General features: G+C 73.2%; 15 protein-coding genes. 10 read left to right on the plus strand and 5 right to left on the minus strand.

Features of this window, described 5'->3' with window-relative positions; all coding sequences use genetic code 11:
- From ABZ990_RS05660 to sucD, 4 genes are all read left to right on the plus strand, one after another.
- Positions 1–1,021, plus strand: a 1,021-nt coding sequence (locus tag ABZ990_RS05660) for a DUF5682 family protein (RefSeq protein ID WP_361225775.1), incomplete at its 5' end; no start/stop codon positions are given.
- Positions 1,018–2,232: a VWA domain-containing protein gene (locus ABZ990_RS05665; protein ID WP_361225778.1), complete on the plus strand. Its 1,215-nt coding sequence runs from the start codon at positions 1,018–1,020 to the stop codon at positions 2,230–2,232. The genes ABZ990_RS05660 and ABZ990_RS05665, both read left to right, overlap by 4 nt.
- A gap of 466 nt (positions 2,233–2,698) precedes the next feature.
- Positions 2,699–3,877 (plus strand): ADP-forming succinate--CoA ligase subunit beta, encoded by a 1,179-nt coding sequence (gene sucC, locus ABZ990_RS05670; protein ID WP_361225781.1) that lies wholly within the window; start codon positions 2,699–2,701, stop codon positions 3,875–3,877.
- 20 nt (positions 3,878–3,897) lie between these two features.
- Positions 3,898–4,782, plus strand: coding sequence for a succinate--CoA ligase subunit alpha (sucD, locus tag ABZ990_RS05675; RefSeq protein WP_361225784.1), 885 nt, complete (start codon positions 3,898–3,900; stop codon positions 4,780–4,782).
- Between the two features lie 164 nt (positions 4,783–4,946).
- Here the strand turns inward: sucD and ABZ990_RS05680 are convergent, their stop codons facing one another.
- Positions 4,947–6,446, minus strand: coding sequence for a helix-turn-helix domain-containing protein (locus ABZ990_RS05680; protein ID WP_361225787.1), 1,500 nt, complete (start codon positions 6,444–6,446; stop codon positions 4,947–4,949).
- Positions 6,447–6,567: 121 nt separating this feature from the next.
- Between ABZ990_RS05680 and ABZ990_RS05685 the strand changes: the two genes are divergently transcribed.
- Complete coding sequence (locus tag ABZ990_RS05685) at positions 6,568–8,220, plus strand: DUF6350 family protein (RefSeq protein WP_361225790.1); 1,653 nt, start codon at positions 6,568–6,570, stop codon at positions 8,218–8,220.
- A gap of 27 nt (positions 8,221–8,247) precedes the next feature.
- Here the strand turns inward: ABZ990_RS05685 and ABZ990_RS05690 are convergent, their stop codons facing one another.
- The 3 genes from ABZ990_RS05690 to ABZ990_RS05700 form a co-directional block, all read right to left on the minus strand.
- Positions 8,248–8,412 (minus strand): hypothetical protein, encoded by a 165-nt coding sequence (locus ABZ990_RS05690; protein WP_361225793.1) that lies wholly within the window; start codon positions 8,410–8,412, stop codon positions 8,248–8,250.
- Between the two features lie 32 nt (positions 8,413–8,444).
- Positions 8,445–8,687: a hypothetical protein gene (locus ABZ990_RS05695; protein ID WP_361225795.1), complete on the minus strand. Its 243-nt coding sequence runs from the start codon at positions 8,685–8,687 to the stop codon at positions 8,445–8,447.
- Between the two features lie 214 nt (positions 8,688–8,901).
- On the minus strand, positions 8,902–9,711 hold the full coding sequence (locus ABZ990_RS05700; protein ID WP_361225798.1) for a hypothetical protein: 810 nt from the start codon (positions 9,709–9,711) through the stop codon (positions 8,902–8,904).
- A 320-nt stretch (positions 9,712–10,031) separates the two neighbouring features.
- On the opposite strand from ABZ990_RS05700, the gene purN reads away from it, so the two are divergent.
- From purN to ABZ990_RS05715, 3 genes are all read left to right on the plus strand, one after another.
- Complete coding sequence (gene purN / locus ABZ990_RS05705; protein WP_361226367.1) at positions 10,032–10,661, plus strand: phosphoribosylglycinamide formyltransferase; 630 nt, start codon at positions 10,032–10,034, stop codon at positions 10,659–10,661.
- Positions 10,636–12,201 carry a bifunctional phosphoribosylaminoimidazolecarboxamide formyltransferase/IMP cyclohydrolase gene (gene purH, locus ABZ990_RS05710; protein WP_361225800.1) on the plus strand — a complete coding sequence of 522 codons (1,566 nt, stop codon included), beginning with the start codon at positions 10,636–10,638 and terminating at the stop codon, positions 12,199–12,201. Before purN ends, purH begins: the two co-directional genes overlap by 26 nt.
- Positions 12,202–12,601: 400 nt before the next feature.
- A complete protein-coding gene (locus ABZ990_RS05715; protein ID WP_361225803.1) occupies positions 12,602–14,056 on the plus strand; it encodes a DUF2079 domain-containing protein in 1,455 nt (484 codons plus the stop codon).
- A 149-nt stretch (positions 14,057–14,205) separates the two neighbouring features.
- On the opposite strand, the gene ABZ990_RS05720 is transcribed toward ABZ990_RS05715, so the two are convergent.
- Positions 14,206–14,952: an RDD family protein gene (locus tag ABZ990_RS05720; protein ID WP_361225806.1), complete on the minus strand. Its 747-nt coding sequence runs from the start codon at positions 14,950–14,952 to the stop codon at positions 14,206–14,208.
- Between the two features lie 354 nt (positions 14,953–15,306).
- Here ABZ990_RS05720 and ABZ990_RS05725 point away from each other — a divergent pair, with 354 nt between their 5' ends.
- Positions 15,307–16,167, plus strand: coding sequence for a bifunctional methylenetetrahydrofolate dehydrogenase/methenyltetrahydrofolate cyclohydrolase (locus ABZ990_RS05725; RefSeq protein ID WP_361225809.1), 861 nt, complete (start codon positions 15,307–15,309; stop codon positions 16,165–16,167).
- A 2-nt stretch (positions 16,168–16,169) separates the two neighbouring features.
- Positions 16,170–16,838, plus strand: a complete 669-nt coding sequence (locus tag ABZ990_RS05730) for a DUF3017 domain-containing protein (RefSeq protein ID WP_361225811.1) — start codon at positions 16,170–16,172, stop codon at positions 16,836–16,838.
- Positions 16,839–16,916 lie beyond the last annotated feature (78 nt).

Raw genomic sequence — 16,916 nt, forward strand, 5'->3', positions numbered from 1 at the left:
GGCCCAGGCCCGGGCGGTCGCCGCGGGCGACCTCGCCGCCGTCACCGCCCTCGCCGAGCAGTGCCTGCTCGCCGGGCTGACCGGCGCCCTGCCCGCGGTCCTGCGCGCCCTCGCGGACCGCGCCGCGCTCGACGCCGACGTCTCCCATCTCGCGCAGGCCCTGCCCGCGCTCGCCCGTTCCCTGCGGTACGGGGATGTACGCGCCACCGACACGACGGCGCTCGCCGAGGTCGCGGCCGGGCTCGCCGAACGGATCTGCGTCGGCCTGCCGCCCGCCTGCGTGGGCCTCGACGCGGACGCCGCCGCCGAGATGCGCGGCCGTCTCGACGCCGTCCACGCGGCGATTGCCCTGCTCCCGCCGGAACGGGTGGGAGGAGAAGGACAGGGCTCGGCGGAGCCGGACGGCACCGACGACGGCAGCGGCACCGACGCCCCAGACACCCCCGGCACCCCCGACGGCATCGCCGGGCGGTGGGCCGGGGTGCTGGGGCGGCTGGCCGTACGGGAGCGGGTGCCCGGGACGGTGCGCGGGCGGGCCGCTCGGCTGCTGCTCGACGAGGGCCGGCTCGCCGACGACGAGGCCGCCCGGCTGATGGGCCTCGCCCTCTCGCCCGCCGCGCCGCCCGCCGACGCCGCCGCCTGGATCGAGGGCTTCGCCGGCGGCGCCTCGGGCGGTGGGCTGCTGCTCGTCCACGACGAGCGGCTGCTCGCTCTGGTCGACGGCTGGCTGAGCGGGGTGCCGGACGACGCGTTCACCGGGGTGCTGCCGTTGCTGCGGCGTACGTTCGCCTCCTTCGAGCCGGGCGTACGGCGCACCCTCGGCGAACTCGCCGCCCGCGGCCCCTCGGGATCGGGCCGGGCCACCCGCCCGGCCGCCGGCCCGCCCGGCTTCGCCACCACGCTCGACGAGCGCCGCGCCGACGCCGTACTGCCCCTGCTCCATCTCATCCTTCACCGCACCACGGCCGTCCCCGGCGCCCCCAGCACCCTCGTCACCCCCGGCACGGAGGTCTCCCCATGAGCGCGACCACGCCCGGCGACCCGCACGCCTCGCACGACGAACGCGACCCGCGCGACCCGCACGACGAGCGGCTGCGCCGCTGGCGGCTGGTTCTCGGCGGTGGCCCGGCCGACGGCACCGGCCGTGCCCTGACCGGCACCGACGCGGCCATGGACGGCGCGCTGTCCGCCCTCTACGACAGGAAGAACGACAAGGACGACAAGGCGCCGCGCGGCGGCCAGGGCCGGCACGGTGGGCTCGGCGGATCCGCGCCCTCCGTCGCCCGCTGGCTCGGCGACATCCGTACGTACTTCCCCGGCTCCGTCGTCCAGGTCATGCAGCGCGACGCGATCGACCGGCTCGGACTGGCCACGCTGCTCCTGGAGCCGGAGATGCTGGCGGCGGTCGAGCCCGACGTCCATCTCGTCGGCACCCTGCTGTCCCTCAACAAGGCCATGCCACAGACGACCAAGGAGACCGCGCGGACCGTCGTCCGCAAGGTCGTCGACGACCTGGAGGCGCGGCTCGCGACCCGGACCCGGGCCACCCTCACCGGCGCGCTCGACCGTTCGGCCCGGATCAGCCGGCCCCGGCACCGCGACATCGACTGGGACCGGACCATCCGCGCCAACCTGGCCCACTACCTCCCCGAGCACCGCACGATCGTCCCCGAGCGGCTGGTCGGCTACGGGCGGGCCTCGCGCGCGGTGAAGAAGGAGGTCGTGCTCTGCGTCGACCAGTCCGGTTCGATGGCGCCCTCCCTCGTCTACTCGGCCGTCTTCGGCGCGGTCCTCGCCTCGATGCGGGCGCTCGCCACCCGGCTCGTCGTCTTCGACACCGCCGTCGTCGACCTCACCGAGCGGCTCGACGACCCCGTCGACCTGCTCTTCGGCACCCGGCTCGGCGGCGGTACGGACATCAACCGCGCGCTCGCCTACTGCCAGTCGCGGATCACCCGCCCCGCCGACACCGTCGTCGTCCTCATCAGTGATCTGTACGAGGGCGGCATCCGGAACGAGATGCTGAAGCGGGTCGCGGCGATGAAGGCGTCGGGGGTGGAGTTCGTGGCCCTGCTCGCGCTGTCCGACGAGGGCGCGCCCGCCTACGACCGGGAGCACGCCGCCGCTCTCGCCGCGCTCGGCGTCCCCGCCTTCGCCTGTACTCCCGATCTCTTCCCCGAGGTGATGGCGGCGGCCCTGGAGAAGCGCCCGCTGCCGATACCGGAGACCTGACGACCTGAGGACCTGAAGGGCCTGAGGATCTGCGTACCCGAAGAGCTGACGGATCCGGGCGGCGGACGACGGCCGCCGTACGGATTTCGTCGCCCGAACCGCCACCCGGACGGCCGCCACCGGCCGACTGAGGTCCATATCACACCCGCCCCCACCTGGCCCGTCGTCCGCCGCCCGGCGTGCCGCGAGCCGCCCGAACCCCGTTCCCCGCCTGCCACGATGGGCTCGCGCGACCCCGTCCCCGATGCCGCGGACGACCCCGTCCCACCTACGGTCTGTGATCGTTATCACCGCTCGGCCGACAGCTGCGATTTAGGGTCGCAGGTCCTGCGGAGATAACCTGCGAGACGGGCATGCCGCGTCCACGGTCACCGTGCACGCCTCCCTAGTGACAGCGCAGTCACGTTGCCCTCCGCGGCACGCCCACGCAGACAACGAACCGCGATCATCTAGAAAAGGGACGCGCGTGGACCTGTTCGAGTACCAGGCGAGGGACCTCTTCGCCAAGCACGGTGTACCGGTGCTGGCCGGTGAAGTCATCGACACGCCTGAGGCGGCGCGCGAGGCCACCGAGCGACTGGGCGGCAAGTCGGTCGTCAAGGCGCAGGTGAAGGTCGGTGGCCGCGGCAAGGCCGGCGGCGTCAAGCTGGCCGCCACCCCGGACGAGGCCGTCGCCCGCGCGACGGACATCCTGGGCATGGACATCAAGGGCCACACGGTCCACAAGGTGATGATCGCGGAGACCGCTCCGGAGATCCTCGAGGAGTACTACGTCTCGTACCTCCTCGACCGCACCAACCGCACCTTCCTCGCCATGGCCTCCGTCGCCGGTGGCATGGACATCGAGGAGGTCGCCGCGACGACCCCCGAGAAGCTCGCGAAGGTTCCGGTCGACGCCAACAAGGGTGTCGACATCGAGACCGCCCGCGCCATCGTCGCCCAGGCCAAGTTCCCGGCCGAGGTCGCCGAGAAGGTCGCCGAGGTCATGGTGACCCTGTGGAAGACCTTCGTCGCCGAGGACGCGCTCCTCGTCGAGGTCAACCCGCTGGCGAAGGTCGCCTCCGGCGACGTCATCGCGCTCGACGGCAAGGTCTCCCTGGACGACAACGCGGACTTCCGCCACGCCGACCACGAGGCCCTGGCCGACAAGGCCGCCGCCAACCCGCTCGAGGCCGCCGCCAAGGAGAAGGGCCTCAACTACGTCAAGCTCGACGGCGAGGTCGGCATCATCGGCAACGGCGCGGGCCTGGTCATGTCGACCCTGGACGTCGTCGCGTACGCCGGTGAGAACCACAGCGGCGTGAAGCCGGCCAACTTCCTCGACATCGGTGGCGGCGCCTCCGCCGAGGTCATGGCGAACGGCCTGGAGATCATCCTGGGCGACCCGGACGTCAAGTCCGTGTTCGTCAACGTCTTCGGTGGCATCACCGCTTGTGACGAGGTCGCCAACGGCATCGTCCAGGCCCTCCAGCTCCTCGCCGACAAGGGCGAAGAGGTCACCAAGCCGCTGGTCGTGCGCCTCGACGGCAACAACGCGGAGCTGGGTCGCAAGATCCTGTCCGACGCCAACCACCCGCTCGTGCAGCGTGTGGACACCATGGACGGCGCGGCCGACAAGGCCGCCGAGCTCGCGGCTGCGAAGTAAGGGACGAGGACTAAACAGCCATGGCTATCTTCCTCAACAAGGACAGCAAGGTCATCGTCCAGGGCATGACCGGTGCCACGGGCATGAAGCACACCAAGCTCATGCTGGGTGACGGCACGAACATCGTCGGTGGCGTGAACCCGCGCAAGGCCGGCACGTCCGTCGACTTCGACGGCACCGAGATCCCGGTCTTCGGCACCGTCGCCGAGGCGATGGAGAAGACGGGCGCCAACGTCTCCGTCCTCTTCGTCCCGCCGGCCTTCTCCAAGGCCGCCGTGGTCGAGGCCATCGACGCCGAGATCCCGCTCGCCGTGGTCATCACCGAGGGCATCGCCGTCCACGACTCCGCCGCGTTCTACGCGTACGCCGTGGAGAAGGGCAACAAGACCCGCATCATCGGCCCGAACTGCCCCGGTCTCATCACCCCGGGCCAGTCCAACGCCGGCATCATCCCGGGCGACATCACGAAGCCGGGCCGCATCGGCCTGGTCTCGAAGTCCGGCACGCTGACGTACCAGATGATGTACGAGCTGCGTGACCTCGGCTTCTCCTCCTGCGTCGGCATCGGTGGCGACCCGGTCATCGGCACCACGCACATCGACGCCCTGGCGGCCTTCGAGGCCGACCCGGACACCGACCTGATCGTCATGATCGGTGAGATCGGCGGCGACGCCGAGGAGCGTGCGGCCGACTTCATCAAGGCCAACGTCACCAAGCCGGTCGTCGGTTACGTCGCGGGCTTCACCGCCCCCGAGGGCAAGACCATGGGCCACGCCGGCGCCATCGTCTCCGGCTCCTCCGGCACCGCCGCCGCGAAGCAGGAGGCCCTCGAGGCCGCCGGTGTCAAGGTCGGCAAGACCCCGACCGAGACCGCCAAGCTGGCGCGCGAGATCCTCGCCGGCTGACACGGCGGGCGTATCGCTTGACGTGAGTGGGCCCCGCCCCCTCCCGGGAAACCGGGCGGGGGCGGGGCCCTTTCGTCTGTTCATGCGTTTGTGTGACGGGTGGCTGTACGAGCCGTCCGGCGGCGCGCCCGCCCGCCTCCTCGGTGCGGCCTGCTCCGCGCGGCCTATTCGGCCCGGGGGATCAGCCGTTCGGGGCCCGGGTACGGGGCGTGGCGCAGTTTGTCGCGGAGCTGCTTGTCCTCGGGGCGCAGCTTCGGCGGGCCGCCGAGGGCCGGGACGCCGCCGACGGCCTCGCCCGGTGCGATCGCCGGGATGTAGTGGTCCGGGGCGGTCGCGGCGGTGAAGGCGGTGACGGCGATCAGCGACACGGTCACCCCGAACACCAGTCGGGTGGTCCGCCGGGCCCCCCGCTCGCTGAGGCCGCGCACGGAGCGCGCGGCGGGCAGCCCGGCGGCCGGTGCGGCCGGTGCGGCCGGTGCGTCCGGGGTCTCCGTCGCCTCGGGCGCGGCGGGGGTGCCGTCCGGTACTGCTCCGGCTTCCTCGCCTGTTGCCGTGCCCGGTCCTGTTCCAGTTGCCGATCCCGCCTCTGATCCCGTCTCCGCTCCGGCTTCCTTGTCCGGTCCCTTGTCCGGTCCCTTGTCCGGTCCCTTGTCCGAGGGGCCCTTCGCCGGCTCGTCCGGTGGTGCCGGTACGTCCGGCGCTGCCGGGACGTCCGCGACCAGGGCGGCGAGCCACTGGTGCAGGGCCTCGGGGTCGGCGAGTCCGGGGATCCGCCAGCCGATGACGGTACGGGCGTGCAGCAGCCGGTTCCCGGCGGCGGGGGTGCTCGCCTCGGTCTCGGCGGCCGCGTCCGGCAGGTCCAGGCCGAGGCCGTCGTAGAGCAGGAGGGTGCGGCGGTACGAGGGCGGCAGCGCCTGGAGCGCCACGAGGAACTCGCGCAGGGCGGGATCGGCGGGCGGGGTGTCAGGGCGCCGGTGGCGGAGCCGGAAGCGGTGCCAGGGCGACAGCGCGTGGTCGTGGGCCGCCGCGCGGACCCAGCCCACCGGGTCGCGGTCGCAGGCGACCTCGGGCCAGTACCGCCAGGCGTGCCGGAAGGCGTGCGCGACGGCCTCGCGGGCGAGCCGGCGGCGCGCGGTGAGGAGGTACGTCTGGTGGAGGAGCCCCGGGGAAGCGTGCGCGTAGAGCGCGTCGAAAGCCTCCTGCGGGGTCGGGCCGGACGGCGCCTGGGCCGAGGCGGGGACGGGTTCTTCCAGGGCGCCTGATGCCGGTGCCGGTGTCGGCTCTGGACCGGACTCCGCTTCTGATCCCGGATCAGGCTCGGGCTCGGGCTCGGGCTCCGATGCCGCTCCCGCTCCCGTTCCCGCTCCCGCATTCGTTTCCGGTTTCAGCCGCTCCTTGGGGGCCTTCGCGGCTGCGGGGTTCGCCTCCGGGGGCTCCGTGACCGAGGGCGCGACAGGTTCCTCGTACACGCCGAGCAGCCGCGCGTACGCCTCCCGCCGCTGCCGCCCCTTGGGGGACGCCCGGCCGGCCTCCCAGGCCCTGACGGTGGCCCGGGTGACGCCGAGGGTCCGGGCGACCTGCTCCTCGCTCAGCGTCAGCGCTTCGCGGAGCCGGCGCCGCTCCTTGGGGGAGGGGAGCACGACGGGCGGCGGGGTCGGGTTCATCGGCTCTACCTTCCGCGGGTGCGGCCCTGGGCAGAAAAGTACATAAGCGTATTTTGGGCGACACCCCATCCATTCGCCTGTTACGCGGGCAAAACAGCGTGTCGCTGGCAGCATGATCAGCGTGACCCACCTGACCGCCCCGCGCCCGTCCCCCGTTCCGCCCCCGGCGCCCGACGTCCCGGTCCAGGGCCGCAGGTCCCCGGCCCTGGCGACCGCGTTCGTGCGCGGCGCGGTCGCGGCCGGACTCGGCGTCGGGGCGCTCGCCGTCCTCGTGACCGTCGTCTGGATCTCGTCCCCGTACCCCGACGGCGGGGCCGACAGCGCGTTGCAGACCGCCGCCGGACTGTGGCTGCTGGCGCACGGCGCCGACCTGATCCGTACCGGCACGGTCTCCGGCGTACCCGCGCCGCTCGGCGTCACCCCGATGCTGCTCTGCGTCCTGCCGCTGTGGCTCGCGCACCGGGCCGCCCGGGACACCCTCGACCCCGCCGACACCCGGCCCGTGCCCTCGCCGGCCGGCGCCGTCTGTGCCGTCACCGGGGGATATCTGCTGGTCGCGGCGGTGGTCGTGATCTACACGGAGGCCGGGGCGTTCCCCGCCGACCTCGCGAGCGCGGGCTGCTGGACCCCCGTCACGGTCTTCGCCGCCGCCTGCGCGGGCGCCTGGACGGCGCACGGCCGTCCGCTGCCCGGGCAGGGCGCCCCGGTCGCCGCCGTACGCGCCGCCGGGTACGCTCTCGCCGCTCTGCTCGGCGCGGGCGCCCTGCTCGTCGTGGGGTCGCTGCTGTGGCACGTGGGGGACGTCCAGGTGTCCCTCGGCGGTCTCGCGGGGGAGTGGTCGGGCCGGCTGACCGTCACCCTGCTCGCGCTCACGCTGCTGCCGAACGCCGTGGTGTGGGGCGTGGCCTACGGCCTCGGCCCCGGGTTCGCCCTCGGCACCGGGGCGCTCGTCGGCCCCCTCGGCCCGCTCGGGCACACCGCCGCCCCGGCCGCGCCGGACTTCCCGCTGCTCGCCGCGGTGCCCGGCCCGGGGCCGGCCGGCTGGCCGCAGTGGGCCACCGCCGCCGTCCCGGTGTGCGCGGCCCTCGTCCTCGGCCACCGGGTGGGCCGGTCCGCGCACGACTGGCCGGCCCGCCGGGCGGCCCTCGCCGCCCTCGGCGCGGCCGGGGCCGTAGGACTGACCGTCACTCTGCTCACGGCGTTCGCGGGCGGCCCGCTCGGCTCGGGCCGGCTCGCCGCCTTCGGGCCGGTGTGGTGGCAGACCGGGCCGGCGGCCCTGGCGTGGTGCGCGCTGCTCGGGGTGCCGGCGGCGCTGGTGGTACGGGCCTGGGGCCGCTGGTCCACCCGCCGCGCGGCCCGACGGGAGTCGGAGCCCCCGGCGCAGGGCGTTGTACCGTCCGCCGAGGCGACGCCGTCGGGGGCGGAAACGGAGACGGAGACGGGGACGGAGGGGCGGGGCGTACGGGCCTGGAGGTGGGTGTCGGTACGGCTGGGGCAGGTCGGGCGTCGCGGTGCGAAGCCCGCCGGGGACGCGACCGCGCCCCCGCACGGTTCCGGATCCGCCCATGGTTCCGGCACCGCACCGGCGCCGGAACCGTCCGCCGCCGCCGATGCGCCCGGGGCCGCCAAGGCCGCCGGTGCCGGGGCTTTGGCGGGCGCCCTGGCCCGGCTCGACGCGCTCGACGCGCTGGAGGCCCTGGACGACGACGCGGACGAGGACGGCTACGGTGTCATGCCCGCCGCCTGGGAGCCCGAGCCCCCGAAGCCGCTCTGAGAACGTCCGGTCCACCTGTCCCAGGCCCTACCAGTGGCGCCAGACCTCCGCCGGGGCGATGCCCCGGGAGGTTCCCGCCACGGAGTCGCCGGCGCGCTGAGCACCCGGCTCGATCGCGAAGGTCTCGACGTACAGGTCGCCTCCCGGGCTGGACCGAAGCCCCGTGTCGTGCTCGGTCGCGTACGACTCCATGTCCTGGAGCAGCTCCGACGGAACACGGCCGATCAGGCGGATGCCCTCATGGGTGACCTGGGGCCGCGGAGTCCGTCGACCAGGACGCAGGTCGGACCGGCTCCTTCGATGAAGGAGCACTTCACCGCCGGTCGGGTCCGGCGGGGGCTCGGGCTCGGCTGGCGGAACTCGACGCGCCGCTCAGCGCGGCCCGTCGAGTGCCAGGGACCCAGGGCGCGCTGCTCCGCGGTGAAGCCGTGCTCCGCCATGACGGCGACGGCGTCGGCCAGCTCCATGCCGAAGTCCAGAGGTCCGATCTTCCGCTGCGGGGTGTATCCCCACTGATCCCGCTCGGTGTCCTGGACGATCGCCCAGTGGTCAGTGGTCAGTGGTCAGTGGTCAGTGGTCAGTGGCCAGTGGTCAGTGATCACGGCCCATGATCACTGACGCGGGCTCCGTGGTGCGGTCCGGGCCTGGGGAGCGAAGAGCGGGAAACGGGCCCCGAGCCCGCTACTCGCGCACCCCGAAGGTGTCCTGCAGCGGCTTCGGCAGCAGGTCGTTGCAGGCCAGGCGGCTCTGCTGGGTCAGGGCGTCGTCCCGGCACTGGTAGAAGTCGCGGTAGGCGATGTGCACCGCGAAGCTGCTCGCGACGATCATCAGGGCCACCGACGAGGCCACCAGACCGCTGATCGCCGCCGCCTGCTTCGAGCGGGTGGCCGCGCCCATCGCGGCGGTCTGCGCCGGCGACAGCGGGCCCTCCGGCGTCTTCGGGCGGGTGCGCAGCGCGCTGATCGCCCAGTAGGCGCCGAGCGCGCCGAGCAGCAGGGCGACCTCCTGGAAGAAGAACGAGAAGAAGAACGCCCACATGCCGGAGAGCACCGCGTAGCGGGCCCGCCGCTGCGCCGGGTCCGTCGGGTCCCAGCGGAGTCCCGGACCCTGGCCGCCCTCCGTGCCGCCGGGGCCGCCCCCCGGACCGCCGAGGCCGCCGCCGGGACCGCCGCCGGGTCCGCCCGGTCCGCCGGCCGGGCCACCGGGGCCGCTCTGCCGTTCGGGCCGGCGGCCGAAGGCGTCCGAGGACCGGCCGGGCTGACTGCTGCTCCAGCCCGGACCGGCCGGCGCACCGCCCCCGGAATCCCCAGGCGCCCCGGGCGTCCCGGATCCCCCGGACGCCGTCCCGGATCCCCCGGGCTCACCGGTCTCCGCGGAACCCCTGGCGCCCTCGGCTCCCGAAGGGACCCGGGGCTGCCACGGCTGGTCCGGCCGGCCCTCGGGCGGCGGAGCGAACGGGTTGCTGTCGTTCGTGGACTGGCGATCCGGCATCTGCTGGACGTCTTCCCTCTGTCGTCTGTCGGCGGTCGTACGCGCGCTCGCGCCGACCCGCATGTCGTGCCCGCACGGGCGCGAGAACGCTGTCGTACCCGGCCGCGGCCCTCGCGCCGAACCCTTGTGCTGCCCCGCCGCGGCCGGGCCTGGCGGCCCTTCGGACCCTGACGCTACCTCCCGGTCATCCCCCCGTCCCGTGGGGGCCGTCCCGAGTGCCGGTATCGTTGCCCGCGGTCGCGCTCTTCGTAGGGTTCCCCGTATCGGGGGATGCGATTCATTCGTACGACCGTACAAACACCATGGAAAGAGTGACCTCAGTGGCTGCCGCCCGCCTCGTCGTCCTGGTCTCCGGCTCCGGCACGAACCTCCAGGCCCTGCTCGACGCGATCGCCGCCGACCCCGAGGGCTACGGCGCGCAGATCGTCGCGGGCGGCGCCCCCCGCGACGGCATCGCCGGTCTGGAACGGGCCGAGCGGGCCGGGATCCCCACCTTCGTCCGCCGGGTCAAGGACTTCGGCACCCGCGAGGCGTGGGACCGGGCGCTCACCGAGGTCACCGCCGGATACGAGCCGGACCTGGTCGTCTCGGCCGGATTCATGAAGATCGTCGGCAAGGAGTTCCTGGCCCGCTTCGGCGGCCGGGTCGTCAACACCCACCCGGCACTCCTGCCCAGTTTTCCCGGTGCCCACGGCGTGCGCGACGCACTCGCCTACGGGGCCAAGGTCACCGGATGCACCGTCCACTTCGTCGACGACGGCGTCGACACCGGCCCGATCATCGCCCAGGGCGTGGTCGAGGTCCGGGACGAGGACGATGAGGCCGCGCTCCACGAGCGCATCAAGGACGTCGAGCGCTCGCTGCTCGTCGAGGTCGTGGGGCGTCTCGCCCGCCACGGCTACAGCATTGAGGGACGAAAGGTTCATGTCGGTGAACACGGACACCGTTAAGCCCATCCGCCGCGCGCTCGTCAGCGTCTACGACAAGACGGGGCTCGAAGAGCTGGCGCGCGGTCTGCACGAGGCCGGGGTCGAGCTGGTCTCCACCGGCTCCACCGCGTCGAGGATCGCGGCGGCCGGCGTCCCGGTCACCAAGGTCGAGGAACTCACCGGGTTCCCCGAGTGCCTCGACGGCCGCGTGAAGACGCTCCACCCGCGCGTCCACGCCGGCATCCTCGCCGACCTGCGTCTGGAGTCGCACCGCGCGCAGCTCGCCGAGCTGGGCGTCGAGCCCTTCGACCTGGTCGTCGTGAACCTCTACCCGTTCCGCGAGACCGTCGCCTCCGGCGCCACCCCGGACGAGTGCGTCGAGCAGATCGACATCGGCGGCCCGTCGATGGTGCGCGCCGCGGCGAAGAACCACCCGTCCGTGGCCATCGTCACCAGCCCGGAGCGGTACGCCGACGTGCTCGCCGCCGTCCAGGCCGGCGGCTTCGACCTGACCGCCCGCAAGCGGCTCGCGGCCGAGGCGTTCCAGCACACCGCCGCGTACGACGTGGCCGTGGCGAGTTGGTTCGCCGACGACTACGCCGCCGACGGCGAGAGCGGCTTCCCCGACTTCCTCGGCGCCACCTACAGCCGCAAGAACGTGCTGCGCTACGGCGAGAACCCGCACCAGGGCGCCGCGCTCTACGTCGACGGCACCGGCGGCCTCGCGGAGGCCGAGCAGCTGCACGGCAAGGAGATGTCGTACAACAACTACACGGACACCGACGCCGCGCGCCGGGCCGCGTACGACCACACCGAGCCGTGCGTCGCGATCATCAAGCACGCCAACCCGTGCGGCATCGCGATCGGCGCCGACGTCGCCGAGGCCCACCGCAAGGCGCACGCCTGCGACCCGCTGTCCGCGTTCGGCGGCGTCATCGCCGTCAACCGCCCGGTCTCGGTCGCGATGGCCGAGCAGGTCGCGGAGATCTTCACCGAGGTCATCGTCGCCCCCGGCTACGAGGACGGCGCCGTCGAGGTCCTGGCCAAGAAGAAGAACATCCGCGTCCTGCGCGCCGAGGGCGCTCCGGCGAACCCGGTCGAGGTCAAGCCCGTCGACGGCGGCGCCCTCCTCCAGGTCACCGACCGCCTCCAGGCCGACGGCGACGACCCGGCGCACTGGACCCTCGCCACCGGCGACGCCCTGTCCGAGGCCGAGCTGGCCGAGCTGGCGTTCGCCTGGAAGGCCTGCCGCGCGGTCAAGTCCAACGCGATCCTGCTCGCCAAGGACGGCGCCTCCGTCGGCGTCGGCATGGGCCAGGTCAACCGGGTCGACTCGGCCAAGCTGGCCGTCGAGCGGGCGGGCGAGGAGCGGGCCCGGGGCGCGTACGCGGCCTCGGACGCGTTCTTCCCGTTCCCGGACGGCCTGGAGATCCTGACCGCCGCGGGCGTGAAGGCGGTCGTCCAGCCGGGCGGGTCGGTGCGCGACGAGCTGGTGGTCGAGGCGGCGAAGAAGGCGGGCGTGACGATGTACTTCACGGGGACGCGGCACTTCTTCCACTGACACTGACGCTCACGCTGATGCTGACGCTGTCGGGAGATTGACGGACGGTGGTCGGCGGCCCTGGGGTCGTCGGCCACCTGCCGGCGTCCGGCAGGCCGGTGGGCGGGGCTTGGGTGCCCCGCGCCGCCGGGTCGGTACTGCCAGGTCCGCACCGCCGACCCCACGGGGGTGGGTCGGTGGTGCGGTGGTACGGCGGTACGGCGGGCCCGACAGCTCGAAGGCCCGGCGGCTCGGCGGTTCGCGGGTGGCGGCCGGAGCGGAACCGAGCCCCGCGCGTAGGCCCGCGCGAAGGCCGGCGAGCGGCGCCGGACGAACCCATGCCGTCGACGATTCCGCCGGTCGGGTGACCTCTGTTCTAATGGGTTGCTCTTTTCGTCGGCGGCTGGTTCCTGGGGGCGCGGTGTTGGATGTGCAGAACGGTTCCGCGGCGGAGCCCTCCGCTCCCGAGACCGAGGGGGACAGCGGACCGTCGCGGATACTCGCGCCCGCGCCGCGTCTTCCGTACGCGCTGATAGCCGGCGTTCTCGGCGGCCTTTACTTCCTCTACTCCTGGGTGCAGTACGCGCGTTTCCGTTCGCCGTCCTGGGATCTCGGGATCTTCGAGCAGTCCGTTCGGGCATATGCCGAACTGCGGGCCCCGATCGTCGACATCAAGGGACCCGGATTTCTCATACTCGGGGACCACTTCAGTCCGGTGACCGCGCTGCTGGCGCCGGCGTACTGGGTGTGGTCCTCTCCGCTCGTCCTTCTTCTCGCGCAGGCCGCGCTCTTCGCCGCCTCCGCCGCGATCGTCGGCCGCACCACCCAGCAGGTGCTCGGCAGCCGGGCCGCCGGGATCGCGCTCACCGTCGCGTACGGGCTGTCCTGGGGACTCCAGGAAGCCGTCAAGTCCGACTTCCACGAGATCGCCTTCGCCGTCCCGCTGCTCGCCCTGACCTGCCGGGCCCTGCTCCTCGGCCGCTGGAACGCCGCCGTGCTGTGGGCCGCGCCGCTCGTCCTCGTCAAGGAGGACATGGGGCTGACCGTCGCCATGGTCGGCGCGGTCCTCTTCCTCAAGGGACAGAAGCGCCTCGGCGGCATGCTCGCCGCGTTCGGCGTCACCTTCTTCGCGCTGACGGTGCTGGTCCTCATCCCGGCCGCGAGCCAGGCCGGCCAGTACGACTACTGGGCGAAGATCGACAAGACCGGCGAGGGCGCGGACCTGTCGCCGCTCGACTCCCTCCTCGGCGCGTTCGGCCACGGCGAGAAGTGGGAGATGCTCTTCTTCCTCGCCGGCATCACCGGCTTCCTGTGCCTGCGTTCGCCGCTCGCGCTGCTCGTCCTGCCGACGCTCGGCTGGCGCTTCCTCTCCCAGGACCCCAACCACTGGGGCATGCTCTGGCACTACAGCGCCCTCCTCATGCCCGTGGTCTTCCTCGCCCTGGTCGACGCGATCCGCTCGGTGCGCACCTCGCCGCGCCCGTGGCTGGTGGCGTACGGGAGGGTCGCGGTCCCCGTCGTCACGGCGGTCGCGCTGGTGCACACCCTGGACATGCCGCTGCGCGAACTGCTGCGCGCCGACACGTACCGGACGGACGCCCGCACCCTCGACGCGCGGCGCGCGGTCGCGGCGGTGCCGGAGGGCGCGAGTGTGGAGACGAACGTGACGCTCATGGCCCATCTGACCCGGGATCACACCGTCTACTGGGTCGGCGGCGCGTCGAACGTCAGCCCCGACTACCTCGCCCTCGACCTGGCCTCCGGCTGGTCCCAGCCGGTGAGCGACCCGGTGGGCCTGGCCGGGCAGCTGCACCCGGGGGCGCGATACGCGGTGTCGGCGCAGGCGGGGCAGTTCGTGGTGATGAAGCGGCAGTGAGGGCGATCGGACGGCGGTGAGGGCGTCGGGCCGGGCCCGTTCACCTGTGTACGGCCCGGCCCGACGCCCCCGTACAACGGCCGAGGGCCGCCCGGCGGTGTGCGCCGGGCGGCCCTCGATACGCTCCGCGTGAAGCGGAACGTTACTTCTTACTTCTTGATGACGACCGTGCCGGCGGCGCGGTCGTGCCAGCCCTGGGTCTTGCCCGTGCTGTCGAAGAACGGCGACAGGTAGACGAGGAGCTCGCCGATACCGCAGACGATCGCGCCGACCATGGGGATGATCCAGCGGATGAAGCCGCCGCCGAGACCCGGCTTGCCGCCCGTGGTCTCCTTGACGACCCGCAGGCCGAGCGCCATCTTGCCGAGCGTGGCGCCGACGAACGCGATCATCAGCCACTCGTAGAGCATGGTGGCGATGAACAGCAGGAAGATCACGCCGAAGAAGGCGGCGACCACGCCACCCGCGGCGGCGGCCGAGTCGTTCACGCAGGACTGGTAGGCGGCGGAGCCGTAGGTCTCGCCCGAGCAGTCGTCGATGGTCGAGCTGGCGCCCACGACACCGGCCAGGCCGATGGCCGCGAGGATGTAGTAGACGACGCCGATGGCGATGCCGTCGATCAGGCGCGCGCCGAGACGCGCTCCCATCGAGGCGACCTGGACGGTGCCGAGACCGTGCAGGGATATGTAGCCGTTGTTTGCCTGGACCGTGCCCGGGGCCTGCGGGTAGCCGTAACCGGGCTGACCCGGCTGCTGGCCGGGCTGCTGCGGGTAGCCGTAACCCGGCTGACCCGGCTGCTGACCGGGCTGCTGCGGGTAGCCGTAGCCGGGCTGCTGGCCGGGCTGACCGCCCTGAGGCTGCTGGCCGTAGGGGTTGTTCGGGTCGCCGAAGCTCATCGAGTCTCTTCCTCCGTTACGTACTGCGGGGACGACGCGGTCCGAGCACGGAGGAATATGCGCCACGTGTTTCACGAAAAATGAGTGGTTTTGCCCCCCGGCACTGCCCGCGGCACTGCGCGGATCATCGTCCTCACAGTGGCGACTTTTTGTCCAGTCGATACGCGCCGGTACGCACCGGAGTTGTATAAGTGCAACCTAAAGGTTTCCCGAACGGATCCCGGGCGGGTCTTGGGCGGATCCCGGGCGGGCCGTGGCGCGGATCTCCGGGCGGATCTCTGGGTGGATCCCGGGGAAGGCGCCGTTCCCGGACCGAATTGGAATCCGGCGGGGGTCATCCGGGAGGATGGCGGCATGAGCGCCCAGATTCTCGACGGCAAGGCCACCGCAGCCGCGATCAAGTCCGATCTGACCGCCCGAGTGGCGACCCTCAAGGAGCGGGGCGTGACGCCCGGTCTCGGCACGATCCTGGTCGGCGACGACCCCGGCAGCCGTAAGTACGTGGCCGGAAAGCACCGTGACTGCGCCGAGGTCGGCATCGCCTCGATCCAGCGGGAACTGCCGGCCACCGCCACGCAGGAGGAGATCGAGTCCGCCGTACGGGAACTCAACGAGGACCCGACCTGCACCGGTTACATCGTGCAGCTGCCGCTGCCCAAGGGCATCGACGAGAACCGCATCCTGGAGCTCATGGACCCGGCCAAGGACGCCGACGGTCTGCACCCGACCAACCTCGGCCGGCTCGTCCTCGGCGAGCCCGCCCCGCTGCCGTGCACCCCGAACGGCATCATCACGCTGCTGCGCCGCCACGGCGTGGAGATCGCCGGCGCGGAGGTCGTGGTCGTCGGCCGCGGTGTCACCATCGGGCGCCCGATGCCGCTGCTGCTGACCCGCCGTTCCGAGAACGCCACCGTGACCCAGTGCCACACCGGCACCCGGGACCTGTCGGCGCACCTGCGGCGCGCGGACATCATCGTCGCGGCGGCCGGGGTGCCGCACCTGATCAAGCCGGAGGACGTGAAGCCGGGCGCGGCCGTGCTCGATGTCGGTGTCTCGCGCAACGACGAGGGCAAGATCGTCGGCGATGTGCACCCGGGCGTCGCCGAGGTCGCCGGCTGGCTGTCCCCGAACCCGGGCGGTGTCGGTCCGATGACCCGCGCCCAGCTCCTGGTCAACGTCGTCGAGGCCGCGGAGCGCGCGGCCGGGATCCGCTGACCGTGTCCGCCGCCGACGGCCGGGCCGCCGTGCCCGGACAGCCCGAAGGTCAGCGGGCCGATCTCGACGCGACCGCTTCGGAGACGGTCGTGGAGACGGCTCCGGAGACGGCCGTGGAGGCGAGTGCCGGGACGGCTTTGGACGCACCGGCCGCTTCCGCCGCCCCGGCCGCCCCGGTCGGCCCGGTCGGCCAGGCCGACGGAGCCGACGCGAGCGATACGGGCGAGGGTGAGAGCGACACCGACGACGCCGAGTCCGGCGACGCCGACACGCCCCGCCGCCACCCCCGCGCGACGCTCACCACCGGCACCGTCCCGCCCGAGGGCGGCGGTCGCGCGGCCCCCGGCGGCGCGCCCGCGCCCGCCCGGCAGTGGCCGCTGCTCACCGTGCTCGGGATGGCCGCGCTCGGTCTGCTCGTCGTCGGGACCGACCTGTTCCCGCAGGCGTTCCGGGTCGGCGGGCTGCTCATCGGGGCCGCGCTCCTGACGGGTGCGGTGCTCCGGCGGAGTCTGCCGTCGGTCGGGATGCTCGCGGTGCGCTCGCGGTTCACCGACATGATCACGTACGGCGTGATGGGCGCCATGATCGTCTTCCTGACGCTGATGGCGCAGCCCCAGCCCTGGCTGCGGATCCCGTTCCTGGAGGACGTCCTCCATCTGACGGTGACCTGACGCCCCGACGCCCCGACGCCCCGACGCCCCGACACCCCGAGGCCCTGACGGCGACCTGACACCGTCGGCCCCGACCGT

Origin of the sequence: Streptomyces sp. NPDC046203 (assembly GCF_040646255.1) — a bacterium.
Taxonomy (GTDB): Bacteria; Actinomycetota; Actinomycetes; order Streptomycetales; family Streptomycetaceae; genus Streptomyces.

Bases quoted from the DNA above. Each gene is read 5' to 3' on its own strand.
- ABZ990_RS05665 (WP_361225778.1), top strand. From the start codon at position 1,018: ATGAGCGCGACCACGCCCGGCGACCCGCACGCCTCGCACGACGAACGC.
- sucD (WP_361225784.1), top strand. From the start codon at position 3,898: ATGGCTATCTTCCTCAACAAGGACAGCAAGGTCATCGTCCAGGGCATG.
- ABZ990_RS05680 (WP_361225787.1), bottom strand. From the start codon at position 6,446: ATGAACCCGACCCCGCCGCCCGTCGTGCTCCCCTCCCCCAAGGAGCGG.
- ABZ990_RS05690 (WP_361225793.1), bottom strand. From the start codon at position 8,412: ATGGAGTCGTACGCGACCGAGCACGACACGGGGCTTCGGTCCAGCCCG.
- ABZ990_RS05695 (WP_361225795.1), bottom strand. From the start codon at position 8,687: ATGGAGCTGGCCGACGCCGTCGCCGTCATGGCGGAGCACGGCTTCACC.
- ABZ990_RS05700 (WP_361225798.1), bottom strand. From the start codon at position 9,711: ATGCCGGATCGCCAGTCCACGAACGACAGCAACCCGTTCGCTCCGCCG.
- purH (WP_361225800.1), top strand. From the start codon at position 10,636: ATGTCGGTGAACACGGACACCGTTAAGCCCATCCGCCGCGCGCTCGTC.
- ABZ990_RS05720 (WP_361225806.1), bottom strand. From the start codon at position 14,952: ATGAGCTTCGGCGACCCGAACAACCCCTACGGCCAGCAGCCTCAGGGC.
- ABZ990_RS05725 (WP_361225809.1), top strand. From the start codon at position 15,307: ATGAGCGCCCAGATTCTCGACGGCAAGGCCACCGCAGCCGCGATCAAG.